20 protein-coding genes and 1 riboswitch are annotated in these 19,369 nt (G+C 64.7%); of the genes, 12 read left to right on the top strand and 8 right to left on the bottom strand.

Annotated elements, in window-relative coordinates:
* Window positions 1-176: 176 nt before the first annotated feature.
* On the top strand, window positions 177-353 hold the full coding sequence (locus J1M81_RS13145) for a VOC family protein (protein WP_241258027.1): 177 nt from the start codon (window positions 177-179) through the stop codon (window positions 351-353).
* A 114-nt stretch (window positions 354-467) separates the two neighbouring features.
* Here J1M81_RS13145 and J1M81_RS13140 read toward each other — a convergent pair whose 3' ends face one another.
* The 5 genes from J1M81_RS13140 to J1M81_RS13120 all read right to left on the bottom strand — a co-directional run bounded on the left by J1M81_RS13140 (window position 468) and on the right by J1M81_RS13120 (window position 5,571).
* Window positions 468-743, bottom strand: coding sequence for a helix-turn-helix domain-containing protein (locus J1M81_RS13140; protein ID WP_032368116.1), 276 nt, complete (start codon window positions 741-743; stop codon window positions 468-470).
* A 307-nt stretch (window positions 744-1,050) separates the two neighbouring features.
* Window positions 1,051-2,841: a cytochrome bc complex cytochrome b subunit gene (locus tag J1M81_RS13135; RefSeq protein ID WP_032368115.1), complete on the bottom strand. Its 1,791-nt coding sequence runs from the start codon at window positions 2,839-2,841 to the stop codon at window positions 1,051-1,053.
* Window positions 2,838-4,031, bottom strand: a complete 1,194-nt coding sequence (locus J1M81_RS13130; protein WP_241258025.1) for a ubiquinol-cytochrome c reductase iron-sulfur subunit — start codon at window positions 4,029-4,031, stop codon at window positions 2,838-2,840. The genes J1M81_RS13135 and J1M81_RS13130 overlap by 4 nt, the downstream gene beginning before the upstream one ends.
* On the bottom strand, window positions 4,028-4,876 hold the full coding sequence (locus tag J1M81_RS13125; protein ID WP_027497381.1) for a c-type cytochrome: 849 nt from the start codon (window positions 4,874-4,876) through the stop codon (window positions 4,028-4,030). The genes J1M81_RS13130 and J1M81_RS13125 overlap by 4 nt, the downstream gene beginning before the upstream one ends.
* Window positions 4,877-4,959: 83 nt before the next feature.
* Window positions 4,960-5,571, bottom strand: a complete 612-nt coding sequence (locus J1M81_RS13120; RefSeq protein ID WP_027497380.1) for a heme-copper oxidase subunit III — start codon at window positions 5,569-5,571, stop codon at window positions 4,960-4,962.
* Between the two features lie 151 nt (window positions 5,572-5,722).
* Between J1M81_RS13120 and J1M81_RS13115 the strand changes: the two genes are divergently transcribed.
* Both J1M81_RS13115 and trpD read left to right on the top strand, forming a co-directional pair.
* Entirely contained in the window at window positions 5,723-6,199 is a 477-nt protein-coding gene (locus J1M81_RS13115) for a hypothetical protein (protein WP_032370292.1), read from the top strand.
* A 51-nt stretch (window positions 6,200-6,250) separates the two neighbouring features.
* A complete protein-coding gene (trpD, locus tag J1M81_RS13110; RefSeq protein WP_032374364.1) occupies window positions 6,251-7,312 on the top strand; it encodes an anthranilate phosphoribosyltransferase in 1,062 nt (353 codons plus the stop codon).
* 11 nt (window positions 7,313-7,323) lie between these two features.
* Here trpD and J1M81_RS13105 read toward each other — a convergent pair whose 3' ends face one another.
* Complete coding sequence (locus J1M81_RS13105; RefSeq protein ID WP_032370294.1) at window positions 7,324-7,599, bottom strand: Lrp/AsnC family transcriptional regulator; 276 nt, start codon at window positions 7,597-7,599, stop codon at window positions 7,324-7,326.
* A 91-nt stretch (window positions 7,600-7,690) separates the two neighbouring features.
* Window positions 7,691-9,406 carry a DEDD exonuclease domain-containing protein gene (locus tag J1M81_RS13100; RefSeq protein ID WP_206498156.1) on the bottom strand — a complete coding sequence of 572 codons (1,716 nt, stop codon included), beginning with the start codon at window positions 9,404-9,406 and terminating at the stop codon, window positions 7,691-7,693.
* A 169-nt stretch (window positions 9,407-9,575) separates the two neighbouring features.
* Between J1M81_RS13100 and J1M81_RS13095 the strand changes: the two genes are divergently transcribed.
* From J1M81_RS13095 to J1M81_RS13075, 5 genes are all read left to right on the top strand, one after another.
* Window positions 9,576-9,857 (top strand): hypothetical protein, encoded by a 282-nt coding sequence (locus tag J1M81_RS13095; RefSeq protein WP_027497376.1) that lies wholly within the window; start codon window positions 9,576-9,578, stop codon window positions 9,855-9,857.
* A gap of 115 nt (window positions 9,858-9,972) precedes the next feature.
* Window positions 9,973-10,133: riboswitch (cyclic di-AMP (ydaO/yuaA leader) on the top strand.
* Window positions 10,134-10,151: 18 nt separating this feature from the next.
* Window positions 10,152-10,706 (top strand): C40 family peptidase, encoded by a 555-nt coding sequence (locus tag J1M81_RS13090; protein WP_063216721.1) that lies wholly within the window; start codon window positions 10,152-10,154, stop codon window positions 10,704-10,706.
* Window positions 10,707-11,096: 390 nt separating this feature from the next.
* Window positions 11,097-12,080: an NlpC/P60 family protein gene (locus J1M81_RS13085; RefSeq protein ID WP_080729233.1), complete on the top strand. Its 984-nt coding sequence runs from the start codon at window positions 11,097-11,099 to the stop codon at window positions 12,078-12,080.
* Window positions 12,081-12,109: 29 nt separating this feature from the next.
* Entirely contained in the window at window positions 12,110-13,492 is a 1,383-nt protein-coding gene (locus J1M81_RS13080) for a hypothetical protein (RefSeq protein ID WP_206498155.1), read from the top strand.
* 58 nt (window positions 13,493-13,550) lie between these two features.
* Entirely contained in the window at window positions 13,551-14,675 is a 1,125-nt protein-coding gene (locus tag J1M81_RS13075; RefSeq protein WP_027497373.1) for a glycosyltransferase family 4 protein, read from the top strand.
* 39 nt (window positions 14,676-14,714) lie between these two features.
* Here J1M81_RS13075 and J1M81_RS13070 read toward each other — a convergent pair whose 3' ends face one another.
* Window positions 14,715-16,520, bottom strand: a complete 1,806-nt coding sequence (locus tag J1M81_RS13070; RefSeq protein WP_032370297.1) for a long-chain fatty acid--CoA ligase — start codon at window positions 16,518-16,520, stop codon at window positions 14,715-14,717.
* A 133-nt stretch (window positions 16,521-16,653) separates the two neighbouring features.
* Between J1M81_RS13070 and J1M81_RS13065 the strand changes: the two genes are divergently transcribed.
* The 4 genes from J1M81_RS13065 to J1M81_RS13050 all read left to right on the top strand — a co-directional run bounded on the left by J1M81_RS13065 (window position 16,654) and on the right by J1M81_RS13050 (window position 19,333).
* A complete protein-coding gene (locus J1M81_RS13065; RefSeq protein WP_032370298.1) occupies window positions 16,654-17,046 on the top strand; it encodes a polyketide cyclase / dehydrase and lipid transport in 393 nt (130 codons plus the stop codon).
* Window positions 17,047-17,179: 133 nt separating this feature from the next.
* Window positions 17,180-17,614 carry an SRPBCC family protein gene (locus tag J1M81_RS13060; RefSeq protein WP_027497370.1) on the top strand — a complete coding sequence of 145 codons (435 nt, stop codon included), beginning with the start codon at window positions 17,180-17,182 and terminating at the stop codon, window positions 17,612-17,614.
* Window positions 17,590-18,870 carry an ArsA family ATPase gene (locus tag J1M81_RS13055; protein WP_308051276.1) on the top strand — a complete coding sequence of 427 codons (1,281 nt, stop codon included), beginning with the start codon at window positions 17,590-17,592 and terminating at the stop codon, window positions 18,868-18,870. Before J1M81_RS13060 ends, J1M81_RS13055 begins: the two co-directional genes overlap by 25 nt.
* Before the next feature lie 43 nt (window positions 18,871-18,913).
* Complete coding sequence (locus J1M81_RS13050; RefSeq protein WP_032368110.1) at window positions 18,914-19,333, top strand: hypothetical protein; 420 nt, start codon at window positions 18,914-18,916, stop codon at window positions 19,331-19,333.
* Window positions 19,334-19,369 lie beyond the last annotated feature (36 nt).

Genomic DNA, 19,369 nt, shown 5'->3' with positions numbered 1-19,369 from the left:
GGTTCGTCAACTTTGGCGGTAGACGATTCGAAGGGTGGCCCTTGTCGTGGGCGAGTTACGACAGGACTCGCCGAGCACCTACATATGAGGTTGTACGGGGACCATCACGTGAGGGTGTACACCGATACGCGTTGTGGACGGGCTACGCCGAGCACTCTGTACCGAGCACACCCCGCATGAGCGAGATCGGACTCATGGTGCCCGGCCCCTCGGAAGCAGTCGACGACATATTCACCGATTGGGTCGCGAAAGGAGTTGCCGTAGTGCAGAAGCCACACGACGCCGTCTTCGGCCGCACTTTCGTGATCGCGGACCCCGACGGCAACCTCATCAGGGTCTCGCCGATCGACTGAGAAGCACCACGCCTACCTACTGCGGGTCGGTGAGAGACCGGCCGCACCCCGGTCTTTCGTCATGGACTGGAACGCATGAACGTCCCGGAAGACCACGGCGCGGATCCGAACCAGTCAGGACGCGTCTGCCTCCCGCAGGGTCGACGACGCATCCGCCGTGGATTCGAGCAGTGCATCGAGTGAGATCTCCAACGCAGTGCACAGTGCGGCGACGGTAAAGAATGCCGGGGTTGCGATACGCCCGGTCTCGATTTTTCTGAGCGTTTCGACGGAGATGCCGGCGGCGTCGGAAACCTCGGTCATGGTCCGGCTACCCCGGAAACGGCGCAAAGCTGTGCCCAAGCGAGCACCACGCGCGAGTTCACCGGGACTGAGTGGGATACGGACCATACACCGATACTAATACCGGTCGAGACCGACCGGGCCGATGCTCGTCACCGATGGGTCTGCGGGCTACCAGCAGGTGAGTGCCGGCTCCGAGTCGAGCATTTACCGCGCTCTGAATCGGCAGTCCTCGGGCGGGGGAGGGGAGTGGAGCCTGTGAGAGTTGCGGCCTCCGTTCACAGGACTCCCGCGGACCGATGGAGATCCAGCCGGATCGTCTCCGGACATGTGTCGATCGGGTAGTACCGCCACCACACGAAGAAGAGCGGCACCGTTGCCGGTGCCGCCCTTCATCGGAATGCGTTGTCAGGACTCAGTGATCGCGATCGCTGTCCTGACGACCCGAAGAAATCGAGGTGTCTTCGTGCCCGTTGGCATGGCCGTTGCCGTTGGCGTGGCCATTGGAATGACCGTTGCCGTTGGCGTGACCGTTGCCGTTCGTATGGCCGTTGCCGTTGGCGTGACCGTTGCCGTTCGAGTGGCCATTGCCCAGAATGCCCGCCTGGTAGTTGCGAAGCATTGCCAGCTGCTCGTGCTCGCCCTTGTGGAGTGCATCCTCGAGGGCCTTGCTCTGCGCAACGGGGTCCGGGGTGAACAGTGAACCCGAGCCGGGCTTGCCGGCAGAACCGAGCTTGTTCATCTTCTTGGGGACCGCTGCACCCTGGTAATCGAGCGGGATCGGGTGACCGTGATCGTCGACCGGTCCGAGCGGCTGGTGGATTTCCACGTACTGGCCGTGCGGGAGTCGCTTGATGATTCCGGTTTCGATGCCGTGCTCGAGAACTGCCCGGTCGCTGCGCTGTAGGCCGATGCAGAACCGGTACGCGACGAAGTATGCGATCGGCGGAGCAATGAGCACTCCGATTCGACCGATCCACGTCATCGCATTGAGCGAGATGTCGAACTTGTACGCGATCAGGTCGTTGACGCACGAGAGCGTCAGAACGACGTAGAAGGCGATGGACATTGCGCCGATTGCAGTACGGACCGGCACGTCGCGGGGACGCTGCAGCAGGTTGTGGTGTGCGTTGTCTCCGGTGAGACGCTTCTCGATCCACGGGTAGGCAATCATCACGGTGAAGACGAGGCCCATGATCACGGCCACCCAGAAGACTGCAGGAATCGTGTAGCGACCAGCGATGTAGATGTCCCATGCCGGCCACAGACGCGCCAGGCCGTCGGTCCACATCATGTAGAAGTCGGGCTGCGAACCTGCGGACACCTGAGACGGGTTGTACGGACCGAGCGCCCAGATCGGGTTGATCTGCAGCAGTCCGCCCATGGCGGCGATCACGCCGAACGTCACGGCGAAGAACGCGCCGGACTTGACGGCGAAGACCGGGAGGATACGAACGCCGACGACGTTGGTTTCCGTACGACCGGGTCCGGGGAACTGCGTGTGCTTCTGGTACCAGACCAAAGCCAGGTGAGCTGCGATCAGCGCCAGGATGATGGCCGGTAGCAGCAGCACGTGCGCCACGTACAGGCGAGGAATGATGATCGTGCCGGGGAAGTCCCCGTCGAAGATCAACCAGTGCATCCAGGTGCCGACGATCGGGATGCTCATCGTGATTCCGGAGAACGCGGCGCGGAGGCCGGTGCCCGAGAGCAGATCGTCGGGGAGCGAGTATCCGAAGAAGCCCTCGAACATCGCCAGGATCAGCAGCAGGCAGCCGATGACCCAGTTGGCCTCACGGGGACGACGGAACGCACCGGTGAAGAAGATGCGCATCATGTGCACGATGATCGACGCGGCGAACATCAGTGCTGCCCAGTGGTGGATCTGGCGCATGAACAGACCGCCGCGCACCTCGAACGAGATGTCGAGTGCTGTCGCGTAGGCACGTGACATGGTCACGCCGTTCAGCGGGGTGTACGCGCCCTGGTAGACGACCTCGCTGAGCGAAGGATCGAAGAACAGGGTGAGGAAGACGCCGGAGATCAGCAGGATCACGAAGCTGTACAGCGCGATCTCACCGAGCAGGAACGACCAGTGGGTGGGGAACACCTTGTTGATCTGGCGGCGCAAACCTGGTGCCAAGTGGTAACGACTGTCTACGTCGTCCGCCTGCTTGGCGGCGAGGGTTTGCAGTGAAGGACTCATGAATCACGCTCCGGTCGACGTTCCCAGAAGGCGGGACCCAGTGCTTCGTGGAAGTCGTGCTGTGCCACTAGGTAACCCTCCTCGTTGACTGTGATGGGAAGCTGAGGCAGCGCGCGCGCAGCCGGTCCGAAGATCGGCTTGCCGTACTCGAGCGCGTTGAACTGCGACTGATGGCAAGGGCAGAGAATGCGGTTGGTCTGCTGCTCGAACAACGATGTCGGGCAACCCAGGTGCGTGCAGATCTTGGAGTAGGCGTAGTAATCGCCGTAGTTGTAGCTCTCCTGGCCCTTGCGCTTGATGACCGTGCTTGCGTCGTCGGGACGCAAACGGATGAGCATGACTGCGTTACGAATACCGCGGAGTGACATGAGCAGGTCGTGCTCGCTCTCGCGGTCCGCCTCGCGGAACGGGAAGACAGTTTCCATGGCACCAGCGTCCAAGTCCTCGGGCCGTACGAGAACAACATCTTCCGGTCGCCCGGTGTCTCGTCGGAGGTAGATCGTCTCTCCATCGTAGCGAGGCGTCCAGCCGGATACCCACAACGGAGAATCTTCGCCCTTGGCCCACGGATTCTTGATGAGGCCGCCGAGGGGGAGCAGTGCCATGACGCCGAGAGCGCCGCCGCCGAACAGAAGCGAACGCTTGATGACCTTGCGTCGTCCGATGGTCGACGTGTCGAGCGAATCGCCCAGCTCGGCGACCAGCGTCCTGCGGTCCGTTTCCGACGAGCTTCCGTCGTGGCGGTCCTGGATGGAGACCTCTTCGGGAATGAACTTCTTGGTGAACTGCACGGCACCGACGCCGACGGCGAGGATCGCAAGACCCATCGTTCCGCCGATCAGCGGCGTGTACAGCGAGTACAGGTTGTAGTTGTCGTCACCGATGCCCGCGTACTGCCAAGGCCAGAAGAGGTAGACGCCGATGAACGCGACTGCCGACAGGCCGGCGATGGCAAACCAGATCGCCACGCTGCGCTCTGCGCGCTTCTCGGCGCGAGTACCTTCCACAGCCCAGCGATTACGACGGAATGCGACATCCACACCGTCGAGATTGGTGCCGAGTTCGACCAACTCGTCCCGGCTGAGCGCTGCCAACTCCTCGTCGGTGTACTTCTTGTCGGGATTCACACCCCCGGCATTGGTGCCGTCGGTGTTGTCGGCGTCCTTACGGCCGGAATCGCCGTCGCTCATGATCTAGCTCCGATCCACAATGTTGCGCCGACGACAGCGGCGATTCCGACAACCCACAGGGCGATCATCTCGGTACCGGGACCGAAGCCACCGAGACCCCAGCCGCCTGCGGCCTTGGTTTCCTGGGCCGACTTGACGTAGGCGATGATGTCCGACTTCTCCTCGATCGTCAGCTGACGGTCGGAGAACTTGGGCATGTTCTGCGGACCGGTGACCATCGCGGTGTAGATCTCCTGCTCGTTGGCAGGCCCGAGGTCCGGCGCGAACTTGCCCGACGACAGTGCGCCGCCCTGGCCGGTGAAGTTGTGGCAGGACGCGCAGTTCAAGCGGAACAGCTCGCTGCCTCGGGCGATGTCGTCGCCGCGAAGCGACTCCTGCGCCACCTCACCGTTCTCGTCGAGAATGACCGTCGGGCCGCCGCCGTTGGCCTGGATGTAAGCACCGAGCGCGTCGATCTGCTTGTCGTCGAACTTCGGCGGCTTGCGCAGTGCCTGTGCCTCGTTGCGAACAGCCGGCATACGGCCACTCGACACCTGGAAGTAGACGGCAGCTTCACCGACACCGATGAGGCTCGGTCCGCGATCCTGAACACCCTGCAAATTGGCACCGTGGCACGTCACGCACGACGTGTCGTAGAGCTGCTTGCCTTCGCGGATCAGCGCCGCCGAATCGGTATCGGCTGTTGCAACCTGGGGTGTAGGCGTCAGGGCCGACGCGAGGAAACCCGCGCTCAGAAGGCCCATCATCAGAACGAGTGCACCGGTGACGCGTCGACGCGTCTTACGCTTGCGTCGCGCCTTCGAGGCCGAAGTGTCGTCGGTTGCTGCTGGGGGAGATGTACTCATCTTCTATCCCTTGTCGTGTCGGGACGGGCCGAACGTCGGGGGCTGAATCCGTTCGCTCGATATCTGTGGCTTGCTGACTGTCACTAGCGGATGAAGTAGATCGTCGCGAAGAGGGCAATCCAGACGATGTCGACGAAGTGCCAGTAATACGAAACGACGATGGCGGCGGTGGCCTGCGCGGGCGTGAACTTGCTGACCAGGGTTCTGGTGATCAGGAAGACGAAGGCGATGAGTCCGCCGATCACGTGCAAACCGTGGAAGCCGGTCGTGATGTAGAAGACCGAGCCGTACACGCTGCTCGAGAGCGTCGTGCCCTCGTGGACCAGGTGGTAGTACTCGTATCCCTGACCGGCGACGAAGAACGCGCCCATTGCCAGGGTGACGATGTACCACCGACGAAGCCCGAACACGTCGCCACGCTCGGCAGCGAACACGCCCAGCTGGCAGGTGAACGAAGAAGCGATCAGCACGGCCGTCACCGGAACAGCCAGCCCGAGGTTCAGCTCGGTCGGCTCCGGCGGCCAGTTTCCATTCGCCTGCGCGCGTGCGACGAAGTACATCGCAAACAGCCCGGCGAAGAACATGAGTTCACTCGACAGCCACACGATCGTGCCGACGCTGACCATATTGGGACGGTTCAGCGAGTGCACGCGTTGGGTGATTGCCGATCCTTGAGTCCCTACAGCGCTCGTCACAGAAAGAAGTATGACCCGTCGTAGTACGGAAGGCATATCCGGGTCCGGTCTTGGCGCGTCGCGGAGGAACGATTTTGAGCGCGCCCTTGTTCCCGCGCTGGTGGAAGGGCCTGTACGGGCCGGTAGGGTCCAGTCGTGCAAGGCTGGCCTCATGGCAAAGAGCAGTGCAGGTGGGTGGTTTCGGCGGTTGTTCTCGCGGTCGACCGCGGAACGTCTGGACCCCACGCGCGAAGATCTGGTGGTAGTGGCGAGCTGCTTCGACGACGCGCGGGCGTGCTCCGCCGTTCTCGACGAGGCGGCGAACACAGAACCCACGTGGATCGAGTCCTCCGAGGTGCTGTTGCGGCATCACCTCGTGCTGCCCGCGCACGAAGTCGACGATGCGGCAGCCGTCGCGGCGCAGGATGCGTACGAGGTCGGTCCGCAGGTCGAACTACCGGACGACACCGGGTATCGGCCGCAAGTCGATGACGGTGTCGCTCTGGTCCTGCAGCGGGTACAGGTGCTCGACGCGTTGCACTGTTCGCAAGAGAGGTCTCGCATGGCGGGTCTCGCGCAACGGCGTGGGGGAGCGGTACTGGGGTGGGATGCGCTGCAGCCCGCCTCACCCGCCGACACGTCTGACTAAGCTTCCACCGCACCGCGCGCATCGACAGCAGAAGGGCACGGCACATCCACCATGACCGCAGGGACCAGTGACGAGCAGCCGCGAACGTGGCGTCGAATCCTCGGAGCGTTGACCACGCACGCCGACCTGTCGAGCGCCGATACCGGCTGGGTGATGGACGAGATCATGTCCGACAACGCCACAGCCGCTCAGATCGCTGCCTTCGGGGTGGCACTGAAGATGAAAGGCCCCACTCCCGCGGAACTGGAAGGTCTCGCCGACTCCATGCTCTCGCACGCATTTCTGGTCGAGACCGACCGTGACGCGGTGGACGTCGTCGGAACCGGCGGCGATGGTGCGGACACGGTGAACATCTCCACGATGGCCGCGATCGTCGTCGCTGCCAGCGGAATACGCGTCGTCAAACACGGTAACCGTGCAGCGTCGTCCAAGAGTGGTACGACCGATGTGCTCGAGGCGCTGGGCGTGCGGGTCACCCTGGGGCCCGCCGGGGTGGCGTCGAGCGTCGAGCAGGTTGGGATCGGGTTCTGCTTCGCGCCGATCCACCACCCCGCACTTCGGTTCTCCGGTCCGGCGCGCAAGGAGATCGGCATTCCGACGATCTTCAATGTGCTGGGCCCCTTGACCAACCCGGGCCGCCCACGCGCCGGACTGATCGGCTGCGCATTCGAGAATCTGGTGCCCGTCGTCGCCGGCGTGTTCGCTCGACGCGGTAGTTCGGTTCTCGTCGTCCGTGGTGACGACGGGCTCGACGAAATCACCCTGTCCACCACGACCACCGTGCACGTGGTGTCCGACGGGACCGTCACCGTCGACTCGATCGACCCGGCCGATTACGGAATCGCTCGGGCGCCCATCGAGGCCCTCCGAGGCGGGGACGCGAAATTCAATGCAGCAGTGGCACATCGCGTGTTCGCAGGCGAACTCGGACCCGTCCGTGACGCCGTGCTACTCAACGCCGCCGCGGCCATGGCCGCGCATCGAGGAGTCTCGGGAAACCTGCACGAGCAAATCGAAGCCGGATTGGCAACTGCGGCAACGGTTGTCGACAACGGTTCCGCGGCCCGCCTGCTTGCCGACTGGGCACGCTGCACCACCGCGCTGGCCGACTGAATCACACCGAACTACTCGCCGATCGAGAATCCTGCATCGACGTCGGCACTCGAATACGACTGAAACGCAATGTGAGTCGTCGTACTGCGAACACCACGAACACGATTGATGTGCTTCGTGATGACCTCGGCTATCGACGCATGATCACGCACCTTGACGATGGCAATCAGATCGACGTCGCCGGCGCACGAATACACCTCCGACACACCGTCCACATCGGCAACGGCCTGCGCCGTCTCCGGAATCAGATCGGCCTCGGCGTCGATCAAGACGATGGCATTGATCATCTGTGCTCCTCACGCATCTCCGGGCTCACACACGACGCGAGCTCGACCCAACCGAGACAACACTAGTTGCTCGGCCGACTCCACTCTCGCTTCATCGGTCGTTCCGCGGACTCCACTCCTGCCGCGTTGCTTCTCGGGCCGTTCGACACCACTCCTCCCACGAACCCGCAGACCGAGCAGGGCTGCAGTAGCCACTGCTGGTGCGAACGATGCGCACTCCGTCCGTGTGGAGCCACGACGCGATCAGGCTCACCTCTTCCGGCGGCGCACCGCCAAGTGGCGTCGCATCGGGCATCACCGTCTCGGCCGACGCCGTGATCGCATCGACGACGGGCATCGGGTGCACCCCTCTCGGCGCGACGGCTGCCCCGGCCAATCGGCCGAAGCGCACCACCATCAGCTCCCAACCACCGTCGGCCGTCCGCCTGGCCGCCACGAGCTCGGCGATGGCCGCAACGGCGGCCGCCCGGTGCATCCTGCGGAGCACGTTCACCGTCACCGCGATTCGATCGCGGAGACGCGCGGCTGTCTCGAACAGTTCACGGTCCGCGAGTTCGGCGACGCGGCGTCGCATCGCGAACAGCAGCTCGTCGTCGTGTCCACACACGAACGCCAGAAATTTCGCCGGGGCACCCGAGTACTCCTCGGCCGTCAGGGGCCCGGAGAACGCCGCTGGGCAGCCACCGACGTCCGTCGCGGTGCACTCGTCACCGTGTCGAACCGCGCGGCCCAACCGGCGGGTGCATGTACGAAGTCGACAGAATTCTGCGGCGAGTGCGGAGGCCTCCGCCGCGTCCGCCCGAACAGCGAACGGTCCGAGGCTGTTGGGTGCGGGAGTGCGCACGATCGACAGACGCGGAAACGCTTCGTCGGTGAGGGTGACCCACCACCCTTTGCGGGGAAACTTCGATCGGCGGTTGTAAGGCGGGACGTGAGCCGAGAGCAGCCGTAATTCGCGGACTCCTGCCTCGAGTGCGTGCGCACATTCGACGTGGTCCACGCGAGTGGCGAGCGAGACCATCTCCTTCATTCGCCCACGTGTCTCGGAACCGGTGAAGTAGTTGCGCACCCGACGCTTGAGGTTGTTCGAGGTCCCTACGTACAGGACCTCGTCCGACGGTCCTCGGAAGAGGTAGACGCCGGGTGTATCGGGCAGGTGTGCGGCCAGGCCGCGTTTGGCTCGTTGCCCCGCCGACACCGCAGGGAGGTAGTCGACCAGTTCCGCGTAACTGTGTACGCCTTGGTTGCCCACTCGTTCGATCAGGCCGTGCAACACGTCCACCGTGGCACGCGCGTCGTCCAATGCTCGGTGAGTCGGCCGAGTGCTGGATCTGAACAACGTCGACAGGGCGGACAGTTTCACCGAGGGTGCCTCGTCGCGCGTGAGCACTCGCCGGGCGAGTTTGACCGTGCAGAGCACCTGGAAGCGGGGCCAGGCGATGTCGAGTCGACTCGCTGCGGCCTTGAGAAATCCCGTGTCGAACCCGGCGTTGTGTGCCACCAGTACCGATCCGCGAGCGAACTCGAGAAAGCCGGGGAGAACGCGTTCGATGCGGGGAGCCCCGATAAGCATCGCCGTCGTGATGCCGGTCAACTCGACGATGTAGGGCGGGATCGATCTGCCCGGGTCGACGAGGGTAGCGAATTCGCCGATGATCTCGCCGCCTCTGACCTTGACTGCCCCGATTTCGGTGATCGCCTCCGTGTCAGCGCTGCCACCAGTGGTTTCGAGGTCGACGACGACGAACGTGGTGGCGTGAAGCGGGGTGTCGAGTTCGTCGAACGTCAGCTGGATCGGCAGGCTCACTGCGACGACGTTAGGGCCGACCTCCGACAAGAACGCCGAACACGGCGTCGGAGGGCATCGTGTCGGTCGGTGCCGATTGTCGAGTCGCGGAACCTGTCGGTGGCTGGCGCTACCTTTCGTTCGATCGGCCGATTACACCGTCCGACGCGACAAAGAGACAAGGATCACAATGATCATCGACTGCAGTGACTGCCTGGTTCGTGACATCGCCTGCGCCGACTGCGTTGTGACGGTGCTTCTGGGGGCTCCCGGGATGCCCGCGAGATCGGATGGGCAATGGGTCGGTTCACCGTCTCGTATCACCCTCGAGCAGGAAGAACTCGGTGCCATGGGAGTGCTCGCCGAGGTCGGTATGGTGCCCGCACTCAAGCTCGTCGTGAACGACGACGGCACCGCGGATGTTCCCCTGTTATCGACTCGTGACACACCGGGCGATCAACGCGCCGGGTAGCGAGAACACGGCCGAATTCGGTCCGTTCGGCGCGTTGGGGTCGACACAGGGGTATGCCATTTCGTAACCTTCCTGAGACCTTGCGGAGTCTTGCCAGTCCAAACCGGAGTGGCGTCGCAGGTCACCGCCTAATCGATCACTCGCGAGAGTGTTCGTACCGGGAACCCGATATTTACTGGGGTGAATCCCGCCGAGTCACCGATGGTGGCCGGTGGGTAGGGCTGCTCTTCCCAGCCCGAACCCGTCAGCTAACTCGGTCGGCGGACGAGTGGAAGAAACGGAGCACCATCTTTCGTGGCGTCACAACTTTCCAACCGAACATTGCGGCGAGCTCTCGTAGCCGGAGCGCTCACGGCAGGCGTGGTGATTCTCCCCGCTGCACCGGCAATGGCGGCCCCAGTCACCATCCCCGGCGTCGGAACCTTCGAGATTCCTGACATCCCGGGTCTCCCTCCCCTCAACATTCCGGGCATGCCCGCTCCGGGTGCGCTTCTTGCCCCGCAGGTCACCCCGGCTGCCAAGGCCGTCCAGGCGGCGGAGTCCAAGATCGGCGCTCCGTACGTGTACGGCGCATCGGGTCCGGATTCGTTCGACTGCTCGGGTCTGATCCAGTGGGCCTACAAGCAGGCCGGCGTCAGCCTGCCCCGTACGAGCTACGACCAGGCAGCCGCGGGCACCCCGGTCTCGCGTGACAGCCTGATGCCCGGCGACGTCGTCTCGTTCTACGGCGGCTCGCACTCGGGTATGTACATCGGCGACGGCAACGTCGTGCACGCATCCACGTCCGGCGTGCCGGTCAAGGTTGCTCCCGTGGACTCCATGCCGTTCGACGGTGCTCGACGCTACTGAGCCGAGCGCTCCGACCGGAGTTGTGTACCGACCGACAGGGTCGATCCGTTTCGACGGTTCGGCCCTGTTGTCGTTTCCAAGGACGGTTTCCGGGCGACACGCCGGTACGGTGGACAGCAGAGCGTCCAGTTCGTAATCTGATCGAGACCTCTCCGACGTTTGGTTTGTGATCTGTCACGTGCAGACTGCGTCGATTTCGGACCGTGTTCACGTCCGCGCCCAGCTGAGCATGGGTATCGTTCGGTTCCGGTCACTTTTTCCAACCGCCACTCCAGCTGGAATGGCATATGTCAGGACGGAGAGTCGCTTTCCGTGGCGATATCGAGAACCACCCGAGTTCTACGACTAGTAGGTAGCTCGGTGACCACAGCCGTTGCGGCCGCGTGCATCATGGTGGTGCCGATCACGACGGCGAGTGCCGATCCGGGGTTCGGCTCGGCTTCCGACGCGCAGGCGAAGCTGGCGGAGCTGTCCCGGGAGTCGGAACAGACCAACGAGTCGCTGCACAACGCGCAGATCGATCTCGACGCTCGGGCTCGCGAGCAGCTCGATGCGCAGACCGCCGTCGATGCCAGTCGGGCGGCGCTCGACGCCGCCCAGTCGCAGCTGGCGCAGCTCAAACCCGCCATGGACAAGGTGGCCAATGTCAACTACCAGGGCGCTCGCACCAACCGGTTGTTCGCGGTCATGGTCAGCGACTCCCCGCAACAGTTGCTCGACCAAATGTCGGCCCTCGATGTCATCTCCGCCGAGACAGCCGGCCAGGTAGCTCGGTTCCAGCAGGCCAGCGCGGATGCATCCGCGGCAGAGCAGGCCGCCGCGACCGCCGCAGAACAGGCCAGAGTCGCCGCCGAGCAGGCCAAAGCGGTCAGCGACGATCTGCAGGCGAAGCAAAGTGAACTTCAGGGCCAGATCGCCGAAGTCATGGCCGCGTACAGCGCGCTTTCCTCGTCCGAGCAGCTGGCCCTCGCGGGATCGGCGCTCCCTGAAGGTTTCGACCCCTCCACGATTCTGAAGAACCTGACGCCGGGCTCCGGTTCCAGCGCATTGCAAGCCGGTCTCACACAGATCGGCAAGCCGTACGTCTGGGGAGCGACCGGCCCCGACGGTTTCGACTGCTCCGGGTTGGTCGTCTGGGCCTACAAGCAGGTCGGAAAGACGTTGCCGCGGTCGAGTCAGGCTCAAGCTGCCGGCGGAACTCCCGTCGATCAGAAGGATCTGCAGCCGGGAGACGTCGTTCTGTTCTACCCGGACGCATCACACGTCGGTATCTACGCCGGTAACGGCAACGTTCTGCATGCCTCCACCTTCGGGGTACCGGTGAAGGTCCAGTCGATGGCGTCGTTCCCGTTCTACGGGGCCCGTCGATACTGACTGTGCCGCGAACGACGACTGACGCCTGAATGAGCGGTACGGAACGGCCGTCCGTTGTCCACGCGCTCACCGCGTCGGGGCGGGCGCGATGGGCGGCAGTCCTGGTCGTTCTGGCAGTGGCGTCGACGCTGCTGTTGGTTCATCGTCACGACGGTCCTGCATCGGGATTGGCGACATCGAGCGCATCGACTTCGTCCGATCCGTCGGCCTCGCAGAATCCGCCGACCTACGACGAGCAGCGCCGCGCCGAAGTGACCGAGCTGCTCGAGCGCTGGGCGGCTGCCCTCCGTTCCGGCGACGAATCGGCGCTGCGTGGGTTGCTCGACCCCCTCGCGGATCCGACGTTCGTGGATGCGCAGGTTCGCCGGGCGACTGTCGTTCCGACGGTTCCTTTCTCGGACTTCGACTACGAGATCGGTGACGAACCCGAGACCCCCGTGCCGTCGTCGATTGCCGAGCAGCTGGATGCCACCGATGTGTGGGCTCCACCGGTGTACCTGCGGTATGCCGTGCAGGGCCCGGATGCCTCGCCGACCCGCCGGCCGGTTTCGCTGGTGGTCGCCGAACGCGACGGCCAGTGGCGACTGGTCGACGACGCCGACTTGCCGACCTACCGTCGCCACACCTGGCGTGGTCCGTGGGATTTCGGGCCCGTGACGGTGCGCTCGGTCGCCACTGCATCCGGCACGTCGGTGGTGTTGGGACATCCCGACCGTGAGCAGTTCGTGGCAGATGTGGCCGCCGAGCTGCCCGCGGCGACCGCTGCGGTCACCGACTTCTGGGGAGCCGACTGGGCCCGGGACGGACTGGTGTTCGTCAGTTCGACGGCCGAGGAGTTCGACGAATCGACGGGGTCCTCGCCCTCGACGGACGTGGCCGCAGTGACCGTGTCCGACGCCGTGGCCGGCGGGTCGCGTCCGACGGGTCAGCGCGTGGTGTTCGGTCCCGATGCCGCGTCGCGGCTGACTCCGTTCACTCTTCGTTCGGTGCTTCGGCACGAGTTGACGCATGTGGCGGCGCGGGCGAAGACGGCGGAAGGCACCGCGTTGTGGGTGGCGGAGGGTTTCGCCGACTACTCCGGGTATCGCAGTTCCGGTGCCGACTTCCGGCAGCTGGCACCTACTCTGGCATCGATCGTGGCTGCCGGTGGCCCGCCGACCGTGTTGCCGAAAGACGAGGATTTCGGTGCAGGCGGCACCCGCTCCAACGTAGCCTACGAGTCCGCCTGGTCGGTCTTCGCGTTCGTGGCCGACCGGTACGGCGAGTCCACGTTGCGCAGGTTCTACGAGGCGCTGGCGTCCGGACCCGGGTCGGACGGAGTCGTCGACGCAGCGATCACCTCGGTCCTGAGTCCGGGCCGAACTCGGTTCGTCGCGGAGTGGGGCAACTGGGTGGCCGCTCGGTCACGCTGACCCGGACGTGCGCGTCGTCGACACGAGCTGTCCGATCGGGAGCGCTACGGTTGTCGTCATGCGTCGGACTCTTCTGGTGACGAACGACTTTCCGCCCCGGCCGGGCGGAATCCAGTCCTACTTGCACAGCTTCGCCTCGCAGTTGCCCGCCGACGAGCTCGTGGTCTACGCGCCGCGGTGGCGTGGTGATTCGCACGTGAAGTTCGATGCGAAACAACCCTTCGAAGTCATCAGGCATCCGACCACGTTGATGCTGCCGACTCCGTTGGTGGCTCGCCGCGCAGCGCGCATCGTGAAGACCCGAGGGTGCGACTCGGTGTGGTTCGGTGCCGCGGCCCCGTTGGCGGTGATGTCGTCACACCTGCGCAAAGCCGGGGCGGATCGCATCGTGGCGAGCACACACGGCCACGAGGTGGGGTGGTCGATGGTGCCCGGTGGTCGCGCGACGCTGCGCACCATCGGAGAGAACACCGATGTGGTGACCTACGTGAGCAAGTACACGCGGAGCCGATTCAGCTCGGCGTTCGGGGCGTCGGCGGCACTCGAGCATCTGCCGCCGGGGGTCGACACCGATCGCTTCGTGCCCGACGATGCCGCGAGGACGGAGCTACGTGCTCGGTACGGCCTCGGTGACCGACCGACGGTTCTGTGTCTGTCGCGGCTGGTGCCGCGCAAGGGCCAGGACTTCCTGATCCGGGCGCTACCGGAGATCCGGCGCGCGGTGGACGGGGCGGTTCTGGTGATCGTCGGCGGCGGTCCGTACGAGAACACGTTGCGCGAACTCGTTCGCTCCACCGGGATGGAGCAGCACGTGGTGTTCACCGGGACGGTGCCGTCTGCGGAACTGGCTGCCCATCACACGATCGCCGACGTGTTCGCGATGCCGAGCCGCACCCGAGGCGCGGGCCTCGACGTCGAGGGGCTCGGAATCGTCTACCTCGAGGCGTCGGCCTGTGGCGTTCCGGTGGTTGCCGGGATGTCGGGAGGCGCTCCGGAAGCTGTGCAGCACAACAAGACCGGGCTCGTCGTCGACGGGACTTCGGTGTCGTCCATCGCCGACGCGATCGTGACGATCCTGTCCGATCGAACACTGGCGACGCAGATGGGCAACGCCGGTCGGGCATGGGTCGACGCGGAATGGCGCTGGGACGTGCTGACGGAGAAACTGCGGTCACTGATCTGACCGGGCGGGCCGCTCGCACCACGGCTCACGCCACGCGTGTCACCTCGCGTAGATCGCCTCGATCTCGTCGGCGTACGCCTTGGTGATGACATTGCGCTTGAGCTTCATCGTCGGCGTCAATTCGCCGCTCTCCTCCGAGAAGTCGTGGGGGAGCAGGCGGTACTTCTTGATGGATTCCGCGTGCGAGACCGACTTGTTGGCGTCGGCGACGGCGGCGTCGATCTCGGCGACGAGATCGGGGTCGGCCTGCAGATCCGCTGCGGTGGCGTCGGAGTCCTTGCCGTGTGCGGACTTCCACTTGTCGAACGCATCCGGATCGAGGGTGATGAGGGCACCGATGAAGGGCTTCTGGTCACCGACCACCACGGCCTGACTGATCAGTGCTCCGGCACGAAGGTGATCTTCGAGGCCCGCGGGGGAGACGTTCTTGCCGCCGGCGGTGACGATCAGTTCCTTCTTGCGGCCGGAGATCGTGATGTATCCCTCCTCGTCGACGGATCCGAGATCGCCGGTGCGGAACCACCCGTCGTCGAGGGATTCCGCGGTCGCCTTCTCGTTTCGCCAATATCCGTCGAACACAACGGGTCCGCGTAGTTGGATCTCACCGTCGCCGGCGATGCGGACGGTGTTCCCGGGTAGCGGGCGTCCGACGCTGCCCACACGTTGGAATCCGATGGTGTTCACCGCGAACGCCGCAGTGGTTTCGGTCAGGCCGTAGCCCTCGTAGATGGTCACGCCGATGCCGCGGTAGAAGTGGCCGAGTCGCGCTCCCAGTGGTGCGCCGCCCGAGATGGCAAGTTCGCACTTGCCGCCGAGAGCGGTCCGCAGCTTCGCATAGACCAGCTTGTCGAACACGAAATGCTTGGCGCGCAACACGATCGACGGGCCACCGGAATCCTGCGCCTGGCTCCACGCCACTGCGCACTCGGTCGCGAGATCGAAGATCTTGCCCTTGCCGTCGCTGTGTGCCTTCTGCTTCGCAGTGTTGAAGACCTTCTCGAACACGCGCGGCACGGACAGAATGAAGTCCGGTCGAAATGTCCCGAAGGTCGCGACCAGGTTGGGAATGTCGTTGGTGTGGCCGAGGGTGACTCCGGCATCGAACGACGCGATACTCACCGCGCGAGCGAGGACGTGCGCCATCGGAAGGAACATCAACGTACTGCGGCCCTGTGTCAGAAGAGCTTTCAACGACGTCTGGCGAATGCCGCGAGATTCCGCAAGGAGGTTCGCATGCGTCAATTGCACACCTTTGGGGCGGCCGGTAGTGCCCGAGGTGTAGATCAACGTGGCCGGATCGGACGAGCGAAGTGTCGAGACTCGTTCGTGCACAACGTCTTCGGAGACGTCCGCGCCGTTGTCGATCAGAGCCTGCACTGCGCCCGTGCCGGAAGCGTTGTCGATCACGAACGTTCGACGTACCGACGGCGCCGCAGCTACGACGGCTTCTGTCTCCCGTACGTGCGCGTCGTTCTCGAGGACCAACAGAACCGGCTCGGCGTCTTCGAGAATCCACTCGACCTGGCCCGCCGACGACGTCTCGTAGATCGGCACGGTCACTCCGCCCGCGGCCCAGATCGCGTAGTCGATGACCGACCACTCGAATCGCGTGGACGACATGAGCGCGACGCGATCGCCCTGCTCGATACCTGCCGCGACGAGGCCCCTGGCCACGTCGACGACCAGTCGCTCGAATTCTGCGGCACCGACATCGGTCCATCGGCCGTCGTCGAGCCGACGGAACACCACGGCATCCGGCGACGTCCGAGCGCGGGCGAAGACGCTGTCGACAGCGGAGTCGGTGTCCGCGATGTCGTACTCGGCGGAAACAGTGAACTCGCGCACGGGATTACCTCCGGATCGAACGGGTTGGAGAAAGTCGATAGCTCGGCTTCACAGATACTCTAGACCCAGGGCGCGCGGTCCCGAATGTGCCTCGGCGGTCCTGGTCTCGGACCCGATATGTGAAGCTCTGACGATGAGCAGTATTCAAGTTGCGGATCAGACATTCGTGGCAGCGCCCGGTGCGGCGGTGGCGCAGGCGTTCGTCTCGCCGGAGCGGTGGCGGCGGTGGTGGCCGGACCTGTCGCTGACCGTGACCGAGGATCGCGGCGAGAAGGGCATTCGGTGGTCGGTCCGCGGCGGCGTCGTCGGAACGATGGAGCTGTGGCTCGAGCCCGTACTCGACGGCGTGATCGTCCACTACTTCCTGCACGCCGAGCCGGCCTCAGCAAGTGAGTCGGCCACCGAGCAGCATGCGCGTCGGGTGGCCGGCCGCGCCATGACCTTCGAGCTGAAGCGGGAGCTCGAGGCCGGGAGGTCAGCGGGCGAGGCACCCCACCACGTAGCGTCGAGTTCAGCTCCCGAATGAACCGCGCGGTACGGTCGGCCGGTTCGCGTTGTGCGTCGGCGGTTCGATCGTGTGAGATAGGCCTGCCGCGGGTTACACAGCAGGCAGCGAACGAAGCGGATCGAAGTACCCGAGAGGAAGCGGACCAGTAGTCATGGCGGAGAAAACCCAGAGGTCGATCGTCGTCGAAGCCCCACCGAGTCGGGTCATGGACGTCATCGCCGATTTCGACGCGTATCCCACGTGGGTGTCCGCCGCGAAGTCCGTCGAGGTCCTCGAAGTCGGTGCGGACGGACGGGGAAAGCGGGTCAAGTTCGTGCTCGACGCCGGAATGGTGAAAGACACGTACGAACTCGAGTACGACTGGGCGGCGGACGGCAATTCGGTGTCGTGGAATCTCGTCTCGGGCGAAATGCAGAAATCTCAGAACGGGTCGTACTCGCTGCGTGAGACCGGCAACGGCACCGACGTGACGTACGAGCTCACTGTCGATCTGAACATTCCGATGATCGGCCTGTTCAAGCGCAAAGCAGAGAAGGTCATCACCGACACTGCGCTCAAGGAATTGAAGAAGCGGGTCGAAGGCTGACCGACGCTCGCCCCGAACCCCGCACCACGGTATCGCTGTTCATCGGCAAAGGTGGCGCGGGGAAGACCACCCTGGCGTCTGCGTCGGGTCTTGCGCTCGCGGCCTCGGGCCAAGAGGTGCTGATCGCCTCCCTCGACCAGGCGCACTCGCTCCGCGACGCCGTCGGCGCACAAGGTGACACCGACGAGGACGCGGGCATCGGAGCGGTTGCTCCGAACCTGGACGTCGTCGAGATCGATACCTCGCGGCTGCTCGAAGAGCGGTACCGCGGTCTGGGATCGATGCTGTCGGTGGCCTCGGCAGGCCACGAACACGGCGTGAGTTTCGGCGCGATCGAGCCGGAGGAGCTGATGGGGTTCCCGGGTATCGAGGAGCTGTTGGGATTGCACGAGGTGTCCCGGCTCGTCGACGAAGGTCGTTGGGACACAGTGATAGTCGATCTTCCGGCATCGGGGGATGCGCTGCGAACACTGCAGCTGCCCGACACCGTCTCGTCCTATTTCGAGCGCGTGTGGCCGCGCCACGATCGCATGGTCGCCGGCACCGGAACCGACGTGCGGCTCACGCTCGTGGTGGCCATGATCGAGCGGATCCTCGGACAGATCGAATCGGTCCGGGCGCTGATCACCGATCCCGACCGGACCGGGGCAACCGTGGTCCTGAACCCCGAGCACCTGTCCATCGTCGACGCCGAACGCACGCTCTCCGCAGCGGCTCTGTTCGGCGTTCGCGTCGACCGACTGCTGGTGAACCGGATGCTCCCGGCCCTCAATTCCTCGTCGATCGGTCTGGTCGGAGCTCATCCTGCGGTGTTCTGGTTCGAGCGATGGCGGGCCGCGCAGCTCGACGCCGTGGCCGAACTCCGACGACGCGTCGGCTCGGTTCCGATCGTGGAGGTGGAGCACTGTGAAGTGGAACCGGTAGGGTTGGGCCCCTTGCAGGATGTGGCCGAGCACCTGGCACCGCACTCCCTCGAACGACGTGCGTCGAGCCCGGCCGGTCGACCGTCGGTCGAACTCGAGTCGGGGAGCGGACTCGAATCCGTGTACGCGATGAGAATGCTTCTGCCGGTAGTCGATTCGACCACCTTGGGTCTGGGGCGAGTGGAGGACGACTTGATAGTGAGTGCCGACGGTAGGCGGCGACGCGTCACGTTGGCGTCGGTGTTGCGTCGGTGTATCGCCGATTCTGCGGAACTCGACGGCCCGTTCCTGGTGGTGCGTTTCCGACCCGACCCCGATGTGTGGCCGCTGTGAGCGGCCGAGCCATGACCGTAAGAGCTGTGAGCGGAGAGACGCTGTGACGGCCGGGCATTCGGAGTTGGGCGCGGACCTGCTGGCGTTGGCCGACACCGTCCTGACACGTCTCGAGCCCATCCTGCGCCGAGTTGCCGAGACACAGCAGGACCGCGATCAGCAGGGCTGCAGCTGGTGCCCGGTGTGTGCGCTCGCGGCGTTGGTGCGCGGTGAACGGCACGATCTCGTCGAACTCGTTGCCTCGGAAGGGGCCGTCGTCGTCGCACTGCTGCGTCAGTTGTTGATCGACCACACCGCGCCGGGCACCGAACACGCCGCTGGGGGTAGCAGCGAGCCCGGCACCGAGTCGACCGCGTCCGCTGCCGACCGGGTCGACGCCGCCGCGGACGTGTCGGAGGACACCTCTGCGCCGTCCGTTCGTCGACCGGCGTTCGTACCGATTACCGTTCGGGTCAAGGAGTGACCATCGCCGTGGGGGGACGGCCGAGGAAGGCATGAA

This window comes from Rhodococcus sp. KRD175, assembly GCF_017168275.1.
Classification (GTDB): domain Bacteria; phylum Actinomycetota; class Actinomycetes; order Mycobacteriales; family Mycobacteriaceae; genus Rhodococcoides; species Rhodococcoides fascians.
The sequence above is the reverse complement of the archived record's forward strand: the minus strand, read 5'-3'. Positions and strand labels throughout refer to the sequence as shown.